At 76.2% G+C, this 15,306-nt stretch carries 8 protein-coding genes and 1 pseudogene; 4 read left to right on the top strand and 5 right to left on the bottom strand.

What is annotated here, in order from left to right:
* Nucleotides 1-223: 223 nt before the first annotated feature.
* Nucleotides 224-1,303 (bottom strand): annotated as a pseudogene (locus AB0Q99_RS16080) (SpoIIE family protein phosphatase); the annotation flags it as partial.
* A gap of 371 nt (nt 1,304-1,674) precedes the next feature.
* On the bottom strand, nt 1,675-3,102 hold the full coding sequence (locus AB0Q99_RS16075; RefSeq protein WP_363572090.1) for an FAD-dependent oxidoreductase: 1,428 nt from the start codon (nt 3,100-3,102) through the stop codon (nt 1,675-1,677).
* A 478-nt stretch (nt 3,103-3,580) separates the two neighbouring features.
* Here AB0Q99_RS16075 and AB0Q99_RS16070 point away from each other — a divergent pair, with 478 nt between their 5' ends.
* Together AB0Q99_RS16070 and AB0Q99_RS16065 are read left to right on the top strand one after the other, a co-directional pair.
* Entirely contained in the window at nt 3,581-4,516 is a 936-nt protein-coding gene (locus tag AB0Q99_RS16070) for a helix-turn-helix domain-containing protein (protein WP_363572088.1), read from the top strand.
* Nucleotides 4,517-4,854: 338 nt separating this feature from the next.
* Nucleotides 4,855-7,257 (top strand): sigma-70 family RNA polymerase sigma factor, encoded by a 2,403-nt coding sequence (locus AB0Q99_RS16065; protein WP_363572086.1) that lies wholly within the window; start codon nt 4,855-4,857, stop codon nt 7,255-7,257.
* A 79-nt stretch (nt 7,258-7,336) separates the two neighbouring features.
* Here AB0Q99_RS16065 and AB0Q99_RS16060 read toward each other — a convergent pair whose 3' ends face one another.
* The 3 genes from AB0Q99_RS16060 to AB0Q99_RS16050 all read right to left on the bottom strand — a co-directional run bounded on the left by AB0Q99_RS16060 (nt 7,337) and on the right by AB0Q99_RS16050 (nt 10,965).
* A complete protein-coding gene (locus tag AB0Q99_RS16060; protein WP_363572084.1) occupies nt 7,337-8,041 on the bottom strand; it encodes a DsbA family oxidoreductase in 705 nt (234 codons plus the stop codon).
* A 95-nt stretch (nt 8,042-8,136) separates the two neighbouring features.
* The gene (locus AB0Q99_RS16055; protein WP_363572082.1) at nt 8,137-8,658 is read right to left on the bottom strand and encodes a universal stress protein; all 522 of its coding nucleotides are present in this window, start codon (nt 8,656-8,658) and stop codon (nt 8,137-8,139) included.
* A gap of 138 nt (nt 8,659-8,796) precedes the next feature.
* Entirely contained in the window at nt 8,797-10,965 is a 2,169-nt protein-coding gene (locus AB0Q99_RS16050) for an asparagine synthase-related protein (RefSeq protein WP_363572080.1), read from the bottom strand.
* Between the two features lie 709 nt (nt 10,966-11,674).
* On the opposite strand from AB0Q99_RS16050, the gene AB0Q99_RS16045 reads away from it, so the two are divergent.
* Entirely contained in the window at nt 11,675-13,102 is a 1,428-nt protein-coding gene (locus tag AB0Q99_RS16045) for an MFS transporter (protein ID WP_363572078.1), read from the top strand.
* A 620-nt stretch (nt 13,103-13,722) separates the two neighbouring features.
* On the top strand, nt 13,723-15,306 hold the full coding sequence (locus AB0Q99_RS16040; RefSeq protein WP_363572076.1) for a TROVE domain-containing protein: 1,584 nt from the start codon (nt 13,723-13,725) through the stop codon (nt 15,304-15,306).

Raw genomic sequence — 15,306 nt, 5'->3', positions numbered from 1 at the left:
GCACGCCACATAAGCGCCAGGCCGCGACGCAGAAATGCGCACGCGACCCAGCCCGAACCTGGGAAGTGGTGTTTCAGAGGATTGGCCGCCCCGGGACCGTCCGCGCTGGTGCGTGTCCGGTGCTCCCTGCCAGGCAGCTCGAAGAACACTAGACCTCTGGGATGACCGAGTCAAGCGCCGCAAGTGGATTTTCGACGGCCTCCTCCGCCGGCAGGTGGAAGGCCAGGACGGCAACGTCGTCGTCGTGCTCCGAGGTCACCCCCATCGCCCGCAGCAGCCGCGCGCAGATCACCTCCGGGGCACCGATCGCACCGGTCAGGGTGCGGGCGAGGAGGTCGAGGCCCTGGTCGATGTCCTCGTCGCGGCGCTCGACGAGGCCGTCCGTGTAGAGGACACCGGTGGTGCCGGGGAGCAGGCGCAGGGTGTGGGACACGTGCAGGCCGTCGCCGGTGCCGAGCGGGGGGCCGTTCTGTTCCTCGCTGCGCAGGATGGTTCCGTCGGGGCAGCGCAGCAGCATCGGGAGGTGGCCGGCCGAGGCGTAGGAGAGGGTGCGGCGCTGCGGGTCCCAGACGGCGTAGGTGCAGGTGGCGATCTGGTTGGCGTCGATCTCCATGGCGAGGCCGTCGAGCAGGCGCATCACCTCGTGCGGGGGCAGGTCGAGCCTGGCGTAGGCGCGGACGGCCGTGCGCAGCTGGCCCATGACGGCGGCTGCCCGTAGACCGCGGCCCATCACGTCCCCGATGACGAGTGCCGTGCGTCCGCCGTCGATGGCGATGACGTCGTACCAGTCGCCGCCGACGGCGGCCTCGGCTCCGCCGGGCTGGTAGGTGGCGGCGACCCGCAGGTCGGCGGGCTGGTCGAGCTTCTGCGGGAGCAGGCTGCGCTGGAGGGTGACGGCGGCCTCGCGCTGGCGGCGTTCGGCTTCGCGCAGGCGGGCGGCGGCGAGGACCTGGTCGGTGACCTCGGCGGCGAAGATCAGGACGCCGGCGGGCGGGCCCTCGACGGGGGCGTCGGCGGTGTCGCCGGGCCCGAGCGGGACGCAGGAGACGTTGTAGTAGCGGTTGCCGGTGAGGCCGAGGATGCAGCGGGCCTTGACGCTGCGCGGGCGGCCGCCGCGAATGACCTGGTCCATCAGGGGCAGGACGCCCATGGTGCCGAGTTCCGGCAGGGCCTCGGCGGCGGGCAGGCCGGTGGGGCGTTCGCCGAAGAGCTCGCGGTAGGCGCGGTTGGCGTAGCCGAGCTGGTGGAGCGGGCCGTAGGTGACGGCGACCGGAGCGGGGATGCGGTTGAGGACCTCGCGCAGGTTCTGGGGTTTGTGCGGGTCGAGGAGTTCGGCGGGGGTGGTGGTGGGGCTGGTCGGGTCGCGGGGGCTGGGCACGACGACACCGTCGGCGCACGGCGTGCCCTCGTCGGTGCCGGCCCCGGTGGACGGGGTGGCACGCCAAGGGGCTCCGGTGAGCCGCGCGCTCCAGCGCATGAGGTTCAAACGACGGCCGCTTCCTCGTTTTCCAGGCATATCATCACTTTTTGTGTACGCAACAGCACACGGGGTAATGACCGGGTCGGGCTGATCCTGTCAGGCGGAGGCCCGATTCCGGAAGTCGCGCGCCCGGCGTGGTCGTCCGATCGACCCGTGGGCCCGGTAGGCGGGGGCGGTCAGCGTGGCGCGTCCGGTCAGGGCTCGGGCGGCCGCCCGAACGTCCGGCCTAATTCGTCCTCGAAAGTCGAACGCGGGTCCCCCGTCGCGCCCAGCGAGACCACCTCGCGGGAGAACACCCCGCCGAGCACCCAGTCCATCAGCACCCGCACCCGGCGCTCGGCGCTCGGCAGCCGCCGGAGGTGCCGCGCCCGGTGCAGCCACCAGGCCCGCCGGCCGGTGAGCGTGCCGCCACGCCGGGTGTGCGCGACGGCCCGGTGCGGGCCGAGCGAGGTCGAACAGGCGGCCGGGCCGGGCACGTACTCGGCCAGCCCCGGCGCGTGCGGCCCGCCGTCCAGGGCCACCGCGATGTTGCGGGCGAGCAGTTCGGCCTCGGCGAAGGCGTGCTGGGCGTTGGGCGCGCAGGGGGCACCGTCCGCGTGCGGATCCGGTACGGCCGCGCAGTCGCCGGCCGCCCAGACCCCGGGCAGGGCGCGGCCGTCCGGTCCGACCGCCTGCAGGGTGGCGAGGCAGCGGACCCGGCCGAGGGTGTCCAGCGGCAGGTCGGTGTCCCGCAGCAGCGGGGACGGCCGGATGCCCGCCGTCCAGACCAGGGTGCGGGCGCCGAAGCGGCTGCCGTCGGAGAGCGCGACGATCCGGTCGACGGCGGACTCCAGAGTGGTGCGCAGCCGGATGTCGACGCCGCGTTCGCGCAGCTCGCCGAGGGTGTGCTCGGCGAGCTCGGGCGACTCCTCGGCGAGGATCCGGTCGGTCGCCTCGACCAGGACCCAGCGCAGGTCCTCCGCGCGGACGTTGTGGTAGCCGCGCACGGCGGTGCGGACCATGTCCTCCAGCTCCGCGAGCGCGCCGACGCCCGCGTAGCCGGCGCCGACGAAGACGAAGGTGAGCGCGGACTGGCGCAGCGCGGGATCGCGGGTGGCGGAGGCGAGGTCGAGCTGCTCCAGGACGTGGTCGCGCAGGCCCACCGCCTCGCCGACGGTGGAGAAGCCGAGGCCGTGCTCGGCGAGGCCGGGCACCGGCGCCGTCCGGGAGACCGAGCCGGGCGCCACCACCAGGACGTCGTAGGGCAGTTCGATCGGCGCGGGGGGTTCGCCGGGACTCGCGGCGTCGGCCAGGGCGCGACGGGCGGCGTGTTCGATCCGGGTGATCCGGGCGGTGAGCACCCGGCAGTCCGGCAGGGCCCGGCGCAGCGGGACCACCACGTGTCTCGGGTCGATCGCGCCGGCCGCGACCTCGGCCAGCAGCGGGTGGTAGGTGAAGTAGGCCTGGGGCTCGACGACGGTGATCTCCACCTCTCCGCGCCGCAGCCGCTCGCGCAGGCCGCGCTGGAGGTGGAGTGCGGTGGCCGTACCGGCGCAACCGCCGCCGGCGATCAGGATCCTGATGGTGCACCTCCTGCCGATGTGACGTTTCGTCCCGGCCCTGCGGCCGGGGGTGTCCCCCATCACGCCCCCCTATGAAGGACCGGCGGAGGTGGTCTTGTCCACAGTCCGTACGGGGCGGGTTGCGGCGCGAGTGGCCGCCGTGGCCAGTTGTGCTTCCTGGGCGACTTTCTGACGCACTTTCGGACGCGAGGAGCCGTGAACTATGGTCGGATTGTGTACCGGGGCGGCTGTCGCCATGACAATCGGCGGCGACGCACCGTGGAGCGGCCGCTACGGCCAGTTCCAGCGTCGGCGTGAGAACCCGACTGGGGCACGGTCGTCCGGGGAAGGTTAGTCCCCGGACAGGGCCCCGGGCGGTGCCGACGCGCCGAGCCGGACGTGGACCCGGCGCGGCGGCACGAACCGTGGTCACCGGAACGGGACGGGCGGCACGAGCAATGGGTCATCGGGTCACTTCTGACGGGCTGAGCTGCACCGGGGGGTGCAGGGGCGGGCGACGACAGGGTCCGGATTCGGACGCCTGCGGGGGAGAGTTGGGATGATGGAACAGGAGCAGGTATTGGGGCGGGCGGGCACACCACAGGCCGGGCCGGGCACGGTGCCCGAGCAGCGCGGACCGGTGGACCTGCCGGCGCAGACCGGGGCGGTGCCGGTCGGAGCCGTGCAGGTCGGATCAGTGCCGGTCGGGACGGTGCCGGTCGGCGTGGTCCAGGCCGCGGTCCCGTACCGGGCCGAACCCGGGCAGGCCACCGTGCCGGTGCCCGGGGCCCGGCTGCGGGTGGACGCCCGGCGGAACCTGGAGAGCGTGCTGCGGGCGGCCCGCGAGGTGTTCGGCGAGTTCGGCTACGGCGCGCCGATGGAGGAGGTCGCACGCCGGGCCGGGGTCGGCGTCGGCACCGTCTACCGGCGCTTCCCGAGCAAGGAGGTGCTGGTCCAGCGGATCGCCGCCGAGGAGGTGGCGTGGCTGACCGCGCAGGCGCGCGAGTCGCTGTACGGCGCCGACGGCGCCTGGGACGCGCTGGCCGGCTACCTGGCCCGGGCCGTGAGCAGCGGCGCCGGGCGGCTGTTGCCGCCGGAGGCGTTCCGGTACGCGGAGGAGCTGGGCCGGGTGCCCGGACCGCGGGCACCGGAACCGCCCGCGGCGGTCCGCTTCGACCTGCGCGGCGAGGAGGCCCGCTCCGGCGGGGCGGTCGAACCGTCGGCGGCCGACGCCGATCCCCGGCTGCTGCTGCAGCTGCTCGCCGCGCTGGTGGCGCGGGCCGGTGCGGCGGGCGAACTGCGGTCGGGCGTCACGGTGTCGGACGTGGTGCTGGTGCTGACCGCCTCGGTGCCGGTGCACGCGGCCCGGCCGTCGGTCTCGACACCGGCGCCGGGCGGCTTCTCGCCGGTCTCTCCGCAGACCGACGGTCAGACGTTCGGCGGCCCCTCGGACCGGCTGCTGCAGATCCTGCTGGACGGTCTGCGGGCGCACTGACCCCCGACGGCACGCGCGGTCGACGTGCTTGGTGGGCAAGGGAGTTGGACGAATCACCGGCGCGCGGGACAGGACCGCGCGCCGGGTCCGGGCGTCGTGCGCCCCGACAGCGCACGCTGGGCGAACACATCCGCGACGGCCCCACGGAAGAGTGGGGAACGGCCGGTCCGGCTACCGCACGTCCCTGCGCTATGCCATCCTTTGCCCGTGGTTGGAGCCAATGTCCGGATGCGCGCCCTTCGCGCGCCGTCGGCGCCGCACGTCGGGAAGCCGTGCGCATGCGCACTCCCGCGCGCCCTGCCGCACTACGGGGGCTGTCGTGGAATCTGGGGTCCGTTGTGAGCGCCGAGGAACAGAACGACTACGGGTACGGCCTCGACTTCGGAGGCTTCTCCGGTAGCACCGCCGAAGGGTCCGCCGCGGGCCCCGGCGGGGTCGGCGGTGCGGGTGGTGTCGGCGGTGCGGGTGGTGTCGGCGGTGCGGGTGGCATCGGTGGTGTCGGCGGGGCCGGGGCCGGTGGCATCGGTGGGGCCGGCGGGTCGGCCCAAGTGCCGGGCGCCGTAGCGGGTTCGGCCGCCGGACACGTCCCCGACCAGGCCGGGATGCCCAGCCGCGAGTCGCTCTCCGCCTCCGCCGCCGCGCTGCCCTCCGGCCGGGTGCCCGGCCAGGCCCCGGCGGGCCGGGGCGGCGTCGCCCCCGAGGCGTTCGTCGGCGAGCCGGTCGGCGGCCGCCGACCGGTGCGCCCGACCGTGCCCGCCCCCGCCGACCCGGTGGACGGCGAGCGCCCGCCCTCCGACGCGGAGTTGACCGCCCGGGTGCGGGCCGGCGACGACACCGCGTACGAGGAGATCTACCGCCGGCACGCCGAATCGGTCCGCCGCTACGCGCGCACCTGCTGCCGGGACAGCTTCACCGCCGAGGACCTCGCGGGCGAGGTCTTCGCCCGCACCCTGCAGGCGCTGCGGGCGGGCAAGGGCCCGGAGTTCGCCGTCCGCGCGTACCTGCTGACCGCCGTGCGCAACGTCGCCGCCGCCTGGCACCGCAGCGAGCGGCGCGAGCAACTCGTGGACGACTTCGCCGTCTTCGCGCAGACCTCGGCCGCCGTCGTCGACCTCGACCTGGCCGACCCGGGCGCCGACGCCTGGGCGATGGCGCTGGCCGACCAGCGGATGGTCATGCGGGCCTACGCCGAACTGCCCGAGGACGACCGGATGGTGCTCTGGCACACCGAGGTCGAGCGGGAGTCCCCCAAGACCGTCGCGGTGATGCTCGGCAAGACCGCCAACGCCACCGCCGTCCAGGCCCACCGGGCCCGCGACCGGCTCGCCGCAGCGTTCCTGCAGGCGCACGTCTCCGGCAGCCAGGACCGTGCGTGCGAGGCGTACGCCAACCGGCTCGGGGCGTACGCCCGCGGCTCGCTGCGCAAGCGGGCCTCGGCGGAGGTCGGACGGCACCTCAAGGAGTGCGACCGCTGCACGGCGGCCTGCCTGGAACTGACCGAGATCAACACCGGCCTGCGCGCGCTGCTGCCCGGCGGCGTGCTCGTCTGGATCGGGGTCGGCGGCTTCGGCGCCGCCGCGGCCGCCGTCGGCGGGGTCGCCGCGGTCGGCGGCGCGGCGGCGACGGCGGCGGCGACCGCCGGGTCCTCCGGCGCCGCGGCCGGCACGGCGACGACCGGGACGGCGGCCGGCTCGGCTGCCGCGGGGACGGCGGGGACAGGCGCCGGGGTCGGCGCCGGTGCGGCCGGTGCCGGCGCGGCTTCCGGTGGGGGTGGGGGCGGTGGCGCCGCCGCGGTGGCCGGCGAAGGCCTGGGCGCCGCGGCCAAGGCCGGGATCGCCGCCGCCGTCGCGGTGGCCGCGGCCGCCGCCGTCGCGTACGCGCTGACCGGCTCGCCCGAGCCGCAGCCCCCGGCGGCCGCTCCCCCGGCCGTCGGCGCCCCGGCCGTCCCTACCCCGGCACCGCCGGCACCCGCCCCCGCGCCGGCCCCGGCCCCCGCGCCCGGCAGCGCACCGCCGGTCCCGGAGCAGCCCGTGCCCGTGCCGAGCCCCAGCGCGAAGCCGTCCGCCAAGCCCACGCAGGCGCCGCCGGCCACCCGGACACCGAAGCCCGTCTCGTCGGCGCCCAGCCGGCCCGCGGACCCCGAGCCGGCCGTCGCTCCCCCGGTCGTGCCCGCGCCGCCCCTGCCGCCGGTTCCCACGCCCGAGGTGCCGGTCGTTCCGACGCCCACCCCGCCGCCGGTGCCGACGCCAGTGCCGACGCCGACCGTCGTCCCGCCCTCGCCGCCCGCCCTCACCGACTTCTGGGCGGACTCGCTGCCCGTGGTCAGGCCCGGCCACCACCGGGAGCCGCCGACCGGACCGAGCATCCGGCAGAGGGGCAGCGACACCTTCTGGCAGCGCGCCGGCAGCAGGATCGGCGGCGACTACCACCCGCACGCCCTCATCGTGCGCGCCCCGGCGACCACCCTGATCGACCTCAACCGGAGCTGCACGTCCTTCGACGCGGTGGCCGGGGTGGACGACGCCACGTTCTCCCGGGGCGGGGTGGTCTTCTCCGTCCAGGACGGCGACGGCCGGACCCTGTGGCGTTCCGGGACGCTCGCCGCCGGCGACGACGCGGTGCCGGTGCACGTGCCGCTGGCCGGGCAGAAGTCGATCCGGCTGGTGGTCACGCCCACGTACGGGATCTGGTCCGCGCTGAACATCTCGGACTGGGCCGAGGCCCGCTTCAGGTGCTCCTGAAACGGGCCCCGGGGGCCCGGGCTCCGGGCGGTGAGCGGTCAGAGCGGCCGGCCGGTGAGGGTGGCCGGGCGGTGAGCGGTCAGATGGCGCAGGAGCCGTCCGCGCAGGCCTCCCCGGCCGGGGCGACCTGCACCGGGGCCGGCCGGCGCTCGCCGATCTCGGCGGCGACCTGGTCCAGCACCTTGCGGAAGGTCTGGGCGTCCTGACCGCCCTGGACCGCCCACTTGCCCTCGAACACGAAGGTCGGCACGGCGGTGATGCCCAGCTCCCGGCCCTCGGCCAGCTGGGCGTCGACCTCGGCGGTGCCCTCGTCCCCCGCCAGGTAGGCGGTCACCCGGTCCCGGTCCAGACCGGCCGCCACGGCGACGTCGGCCAGCGCGGCGCGGTCGCCGACGTCGACGCCGTCGGTGAAGTGCGCCTTGAGCAGCGCCTCCTTCAACCGGCCCTGGACCGCCGCGCCGTACTCGGTCTCGGCGAGGTGCAGCAGGCGGTGCCCCAGGAAGGTGTTGGCGTGCAGCGCGGCGTCGAAGTCGTAGGCGATGCCCTCGGCGAGGCCCAGCTCGGCCACCCGGGCGTCCATCGCCACGGACTGCGGGCCGTAGCGCTCGGCCAGCCAGGCGCGGTGCGGGCTCGCCGTCGCGGGGGCGTCCGGGACCAGCTGGTACGGGCGGTAGACGACCTCGACCTGCTCCTTGCCCGGGAAACCCGCGAGGGCCTCCTCGAAGCGGCGCTTGCCGATGTAGCACCAGGGGCAGGCGATGTCGGACCAGATCTCGACCTTCATGCGGGGTCTCCAGGGGGCGTCTTGTCGGATGTGTACGAGATCGGTGAACGATGAACCATCTCGGTACATTCCCGACAACCCACTGACCTGCCGGTTCACCCTGCGGGCGGCGCCGGGACCACCAGGACCGGGCACGCCGCATGGTGCACCAGCGCCGAACTCACCGAACCCAGCAGCAGCCGGGCGAACCCGCCGTTGCCCCGGGTGCCGACCACCAGCGTGTGCTGCCGGTGCGCCGCCTCCAGCAGCACCTCGATGACGTTGCCCAGCACCACGTGCAACGACATCTCCCCCGCGAACGGGGCCGGGCGCTGCCGCTGCACGGCGGCCACCGAACGGCGCAGCCCGTCCGCCGTGCTCTCGACCAGCGTCTCCACGCTCTCCTGCACCAGCTCCGCCATCCCCGGCGGATAGCCGGCCGGCGCCGGGTTCACCACGGCCAGCACGTACAGCGGCAGGCCGAACAGCTCCGCCTCCGTCATCGCCCGGTCCAGCGCCCACAGCGACCCGTCCGACCCGTCGCACGCCGCCAGCACCCCCGCCGGCCGCCCCGTCGGCGGCCGCCCGAGCACCGACAGCACCACGGGCACGTCCCGCCCCGCGCTCCCACCGGCCACCGCACACCCTCCTCACCCGGGGATCCACAACCCCGCCATCATGGCCCGCCCGGGCGACGCCGTCGCCGCCACCGCGCCGAGAGGAGGTGCCGGGCGGGCAGCACGCGGCGGAGACCAGGAGGTCAGGAGGTGCCGAGGTCAGGAGGTGAGGGCCGGGGGGAGGGGGTGGGGGAGGCCGGTCCAGCAGGCGCCGTGGCGGCGGGCGCGGATGCGGCGGAGCCAGAGTTCGGTGGAGACGAGGTCGGCGAGGCCCGCGAGGGCGGCCGGGGAGAGGGGGTCGGCGGAGCGGGCGAGGCCGGCGCGGACCGCGGGGAGGTCGATGAGGCCGGCTTCGGCGAGGAGGGGGGCGTCGAAGAGTTCGGCGAGGCCGTCGGCGGCGAGCCGGAGGCCGGCCCGGGCGGGGGCGGTGCGGTCGGGCCGGGGGCCGCGGCCCCAGTCGGGGGGCAGGTCGGTGCGGCCGGCGCCGGTGAGGACGGCGTGCAGGAGGGCGTGCCGGGCGCCGGGCTGGAGGCGGACGTCGTCGGGGAGCAGTCGGGCCGCGCGGACGACCTGGTTGTCGAGGAAGGGCGCGTGCAGCCGTTGGCCGGGCTGTTCGGCGGCGTGGACGAGCGTGCGGAAGGAGCGCGCCTGGCGGTAGAGGGCGTGCCGGGCGCGGTGGGCGCCGGGGTGTTCGTCGGGCGCCGGTCTGCGCGCCGCCAGGCGGAGCCGCAGGGCCACCGCGGAGAGCGCCTCGTCGGAGAGCCAGCGGGCGGCCGGGCCGGGCACGCACCAGGCGAGGTCGACCGCCGAGCGGCTCCCGGCCGTCCCGCCGCCGTCCGGAACGTGACGGGCGGTCAGTTTGGCGGCGGCCTCGTCCAGCGCCTCGGCGTAGCGGACCCGGGAGAGCCGGTGGGCGGCCCGGACCACGGTGAGCGGGGTGCGCAGCGCACCGGTCAGGACGCCCGCGACGGCCCGGTCGGCGCCGGCCAGCGCGGCGACCGGGGGCAGGAGTTCGCGCGGCCGGCCGGACCGGATGAGGTCGGCGAGGCGGGCCGGGTGGCCGTCGAGGACCTGGCGGGCGCCGTAGCCGGTGAGGTGGTCGGTGCCGCCGGCGTCGAAGCGGGCCTCGGCCCGGGCGGCGGCGACGAGTTCGGGCCCGGGTTCGTCGGTGAGCCGGCCGGCCTGCGGGTCGGTGCGCAGTCCGGCGTACGGGAGGGCGTCGGGGCCGGGGTCGAGCACGGTGTGCCGCAGTCGCGGGGTGTCGGGGGCGAGGGCGAGGGTGGCGGGGGGCTCGGTCTCTCCGAGCGTGACGGCGGCCAGTTGCTCGGGGGCGGCGGGTGTCCGGGTGGCGGCGCGGGCCCAGGAGCCCTTGACCGCGCCGTTCCTGGCCCCCTCGGCCGCGGCGGCCTCCGTGCGCCCCGGGGCCGCGGCGGCCGCCGTCCCCCTCGGGGCGGGTACGGTCGTCGAGGGGGCCGGCGGCAGAGGGACGGCGGCGGCGAGCAGGGCGACGGTGGCGGAGGCGGTGCCGTACGAGAGGTCGGCCCCGAGCCGGGCCCGTCCGGCGGCGTCGAGGACCGGCACGGTGGTACGGACCCGGGAGCGGACGGACTCCAGCAGGGCGCGGGTGAGTTCGCGGACGGCGGGCGCCTCGTCGCGGGGCTGCTCGGCGGAGGCCGGGCCGTCGTAGGCGGAGAGGTACGGGCGGCCGCCGCGGATCGCCAGCACGTGGCCGGGGGGCACCTGTTGGACGCCGAGGTACGGGGTGCCGGTGCCGAGCGCCTCGGGGGACTCGGGACAGGCGAGGCGGGCGGCGAGGTGGCCGGTGTCCAGCGGGGCGCCGACCAGATCGGCGAGCGGGAGGGCGGCGGTGGCGTAGGCGGTGCCGTGGCCCCAGGGGGTGTGGAACACGGGCTGGGCGCCGGCGAGGTCGGTGAGCAGCAGGGTGGAGCGGGTGCCGGAGCGCAGCACGACGGTGTAGCTGCCGGGCCAGGCGGTCAGGTGGCGGACGGCGCCGCCGCGGGCGGCGGCGAGGCCGGCGGCGAGTTCGGCGTCGGTGGCGCCGCAGTGGCCGAGGACGGCGAGCCGGGTGGTGGCGGGGGTGTCCTCGACCGGGTCGGGGCCGGCGGGGCCGGTGCGGACCACGGCGGGGGCGCCGGGGCGGAGGGTGGCCAGGCGGATCTCCTCGGGGCGCCAGTCGCCGACGGCCCAGAGCGGGTCCGGTCCGGCCCACAGGGGGCGCGCGGCGATCGGTGCGACCGTGCCGATCGCCTCGTGCGCGGGCGTACCCGCCCGCGGTGCGCCCGTGCACCAGCCCGTCAGCCACCGCATCGCGCCTCCACCGGACGAGGACCTGCATCCGCGCGGCGCGTTCGCCGCCGGGGCGGGCGGCCGGGTGGGGTGTGCCGCGGGGGCCCGCGCGCGTCCCGACGTGCCCTCCGAGCTCGACGCGCCGTCAGGGACATCGTGCCACCGCTCGGGGGCGCTGTGGCCGGTGTTGCGGGTTCCGGTTCGGGGCGACCGGCCGGCGGCGGGCACGGCGAAGCGGGGCGGCCACGGTCGGCGATGGGCGGGCCGGGCCTTCCCCTCCCCGGCCCGGACCGCCCGCGGGGCGCCTTGGCATGGGCATCGCGAGATGGCCGAAAGGCGTCGCCCAGCCCGGGAGGGCATCCGCATGCCCTCCCGGACTTCACCGCCGCCCGCGGGGATTGAGGCGGCGGCGTTCCCCGGCCCGCCGGGTCCTCGACGGCGGGCCGACCCACGACCACCAGCGAATCGCCGACCAGCCGGTCGAACCAGGGGGCACGGCCGGGCGCACGTGAACACGGGACCGGAGCACGACGCTCCGGCGCGCGGCAGGATCGGCCGGATCCGAGTGGTCCGGACCAACCTCCGCGCGGCACCGCCGAGTGCGCGATCCCGCCATCCGGAATGCAGCCTCTTAACCGTCGGAACGCGTCCGACTACTCTAGGTACTGCAGCTACGGCCCGGTGCCGCCCGGGCCCCGCGCACAAGGCCGCAGGAGGTGCAGCCGCCACCATGACCGTCAGCCCACGTGGACCGAACGAACGGCTCGGCACGCTCCTGACCCTCGCCCAGATCAGCAACGCCGGGCTGGCCCGCCGGGTCAACGACCTCGGCGCCCAGCGCGGGCTGACCCTGCGGTACGACAAGACCTCGGTGGCCCGTTGGGTCAGCAAGGGCATGGTCCCGCAGGGCCCGGTGCCGCACCTGATCGCCACCGCGATCGGCGGCAAGCTCGGCCGGCCCGTCCCGCTGGAGGAGATCGGCCTGGGCGACACCGACCCGGCGCCCGAACTCGGCCTGGCCTTCCCGCGGGACGTCGCCGAGGCCGTCCGCTCCGCCACCGACCTGTGGCGGGTCGACCTCGACCTGCGCCGGGGCCCCGGCGGCGGCCGGTGGAGCGACAGCCTGGCCGGCACCTTCTCGGTCGCCGCCTACGCGACGCCCGTCTCCCGCTGGCTGATCGCCCCGGCGGACGGCTCGGTGGCCCGCGAGGTGCCGCGCTCCCCGAGCGACACGTCCTCCTACCGGGTCGGCCACTCGGACGCCGCCAAGCTCCGCGAGGCCGCCCAGGAGGCCCGCCGCTGGGACTCCAAGTACGGGGGCGGGGACTGGCGTTCGTCGATGGTGCCGGAGTGCCTGCGGGTCGAGGCGGCGCCGCTGCTGCTGGCCTCGTACAGCGACGCGGTCGGCCGGGCGCTGTTCGGCGCGACGGCCGAACTGACCCGGCTGGCCGGGTGGATGGCCTTCGACACCGGGCAGCACGAGGCCGCCCAGCGGTACTACATCCAGGCCCTGCGGCTCGCCCGGGCCGCCGCCGACGTGCCGCTCGGCGGCTACGTGCTGGCCTCGATGAGCCTGCAGGCCGGCTACCGGGGCTTCGCCGAGGAGGCGGTCGACCTCGCGCAGGCCGCCCTGGAGCGCAACCGCGGCCTGGCCACCGCCCGCGCCATGAGCTTCTTCCACCTGGTGGAGGCACGGGCCCAGGCCAAGGCCCGCAACGCGGCGGCGTGCGCCACGGCGCTCGGCGCGGCGGAGAGCGCACTCGAACGGGCACGCGCCGGGGATCCCGATCCGGCGTGGATCGACTTCTACGCCTACGACCGGCTCGCCGCCGACGCCGCCGAGTGCTTCCGCGACCTCGGAGTGCCCTCCAAGGTCCGGCAGTTCACCCGCGAGGCGCTGGCCACGCCCACCGAGGGCTTCGTCCGCTCGCACGGCCTGCGGCTGGTGGTCTCGGCGATGGCCGAGGCGGAGGCGGGCAACCTGGACGCCGCGGTCGCCGCCGGCGAACGCGCCGTCGAGGTGGCCGGCCGGATCTCCTCGCAGCGCAGCCGGGAGTACGTGGTGGAGATGCTGCGGCGGCTGGAGCCGTTCCACGGCGAGCGCCGGGTACGGGAACTGGCCGAGCGGGCGCGGGCGGTGATCGTCGCTCCGGCGTGAGCGGCGCCCGGTGAGGGCGGCGTTCCGGCGCGAGCGGCGGCGGGCCCGACGGCGGCGGGCCAGGGCCCGGACGGCCTGACGGTAAATGAGGTGCGGCGGCCGGAGGGGCCTGGCTAAGGTCTCTCCTGTCCGGGTGCGCAGGCAGAGGTTACTTCCACTCCCAATGGGCAGGTCGCGGGTTCGAATCCCGTCACCGGCTTCGGGCCGGTGTAGCTCAGTGGCCAGAGCAGCTACGTCACCTCAGCCGTCCTTGAACTCCGGACACCCACACGTGAATAGTTCGTCCGCACCTCCCGGTGCGACGGCAGCGGTTACTTCTGTGGAGTGCCCCCACGGGGCGCGGTGAAGCATCCGAAACCGCAGCCGCATTTCCTCGATCTCGGGAGGCAGCGCGCTCCGGAGTGCCCGGTGCGCAGGCGGGGGTTACTTCGGATCTTGCGGTTCCGGGTTCGAGTCCCGGGCGTGCCGTGCGCGAGCGCGGCCGCTAGCTCAACGGGTAGAGCACAAGGCATACACACCTCCGCCGACGTCGACCGTCCCACGGCCGGCACGATCTCGGGCACCCCGGCCGCAGCATGCCTCCCTCCCACCGACACCAGCACGCCGAGGGGGGCTGTCGCATGTCCAGGTTCAACATCCGCAAGACCAAGGCGGGTCCGAGTTCGCCGGTGACCACGACCGGGCGGCTCACCCGCAACCACAACGGCGGCGTCGGCCACGTCCGCGACCGCAAGTCCGAGCTGTTCCTGCTCGCGGTGGCCAACATGGTCGGCAAGGACACCTACTACGAGAACGGCGGCGCCCGCGACGACCGCTACACCGCGCTGGTGCGCGAACTCGCCGTCGCCGAGCCCGAGTGGACCCTCGGACTGCTGCGCTGGCTGCGCTACGGCGCCCACATGCGCACCGCGGCCCTGGTCGGTGCCGCCGAGTTCACCCGCGCCCGGCTCGACGCGGGCGCCCACGGGCACTCCCGGCAGGCCGTCGCGGCGGTGCTGCGGCGCGCCGACGAGCCCGGCGAACTGCTCGCGTACTGGACCTCGCGCTACGGCCGGGCGCTGCCCAAGCCGCTCAAGCGCGGTGTCGCGGACGCCGTCCGCCGCCTCTACGACGCCCGCTCTCTGCTCAAGTACGACACCGCGGGCAAGGGCTACCGCTTCGGCGACGTGATCGAGCTGACCCACCCCTCGCCGGACCCGGACAAGCCGTGGCAGGGCGCGCTGTTCGCGTACGCGCTGGACCGCCGGCACCGGCCGGAGGAGGCCGTCCCGCCCGCGGCCGACCCGGTGCTGACCGCCAACCGCGCGCTGCTCGCGCTGCCCGTGGACGAGCGCCGGGACGCGGTGACCGCCGAGGACGGCGCCGAGCGGCTGGCCGCCGCCGGGCTGACCTGGGAGGCGCTGGCCGGCTGGCTGCAGGGGCCGCTCGACGCACCGGTCTGGGAGGCGGTCATCCCGTCGATGGGCCCGATGGCGCTGGTGCGGAACCTGCGCAACTTCGACCGGGCCGGGGTGTCGGACGCGGTCGCGGCCGAGGTGGCCCGGCGGATCTCCGACAAGGGCGAGGTACGGCGCTCGCGCCAGTTCCCGTTCCGCTACCTGTCCGCGCACCGGCACGTGCCCTCGCTGCGCTGGGGGCACGCGCTGGAGACCGCGCTCGACCACTCGCTGGCCAACGTGCCGGAACTGCCCGGCCGGACGCTGGTCCTGGTGGACCGCTCCGGCTCGATGTTCGACCGCTCCGGCGGCCCGACCGAGCTCAACCGGGCCGACTCGGCGGCGATCTTCGGCACCGCGCTGAAGGTCCGCGCCGCCGAGGCGGACCTGGTCGAGTTCGGCACCAGCAGCCGGGTGATCGAGGTCGGCCGGGGCGAGGCGGTGCTGCGGGTGCTGGACCGTTTCTCCAGCCTCGGCGGCACCAACACCGCCGACGCCGTCCGCGCCCACTACCGCGGCCACGACCGGGTCGTGATCGTCACCGACGAGCAGACCGGACCGGGCCACTGGGGCGGCGACCCACTCGCCGCCGTCCCCGCCCACGTGCCCGTCTACACCTGGAACCTGGCCGGCTACGCCCCGGCCCACGGCCCCAGCGGCGGCGCCCACCGCCACACCTTCGGCGGCCTGAGCGACGCGGCCTTCCGTCTCATCCCGCTCCTGGAGGCCGGGGCGAACGCCCACTGGCCCTGGGAGGAGCAGGGGTAG

It is taken from the genome of Kitasatospora sp. NPDC086791 (genome assembly GCF_040685975.1).
Taxonomy (GTDB): domain Bacteria; phylum Actinomycetota; class Actinomycetes; order Streptomycetales; family Streptomycetaceae; genus Kitasatospora.
This window is presented reverse-complemented; position numbering and strand designations above follow the sequence as displayed.

Bases quoted from the DNA above. Each gene is read 5' to 3' on its own strand.
- AB0Q99_RS16075 (WP_363572090.1), bottom strand. From the start codon at position 3,102: ATGGGGGACACCCCCGGCCGCAGGGCCGGGACGAAACGTCACATCGGC.
- AB0Q99_RS16070 (WP_363572088.1), top strand. From the start codon at position 3,581: ATGATGGAACAGGAGCAGGTATTGGGGCGGGCGGGCACACCACAGGCC.
- AB0Q99_RS16060 (WP_363572084.1), bottom strand. From the start codon at position 8,041: ATGAAGGTCGAGATCTGGTCCGACATCGCCTGCCCCTGGTGCTACATC.
- AB0Q99_RS16050 (WP_363572080.1), bottom strand. From the start codon at position 10,965: ATGCGGTGGCTGACGGGCTGGTGCACGGGCGCACCGCGGGCGGGTACG.
- AB0Q99_RS16045 (WP_363572078.1), top strand. From the start codon at position 11,675: ATGACCGTCAGCCCACGTGGACCGAACGAACGGCTCGGCACGCTCCTG.
- AB0Q99_RS16040 (WP_363572076.1), top strand. From the start codon at position 13,723: ATGTCCAGGTTCAACATCCGCAAGACCAAGGCGGGTCCGAGTTCGCCG.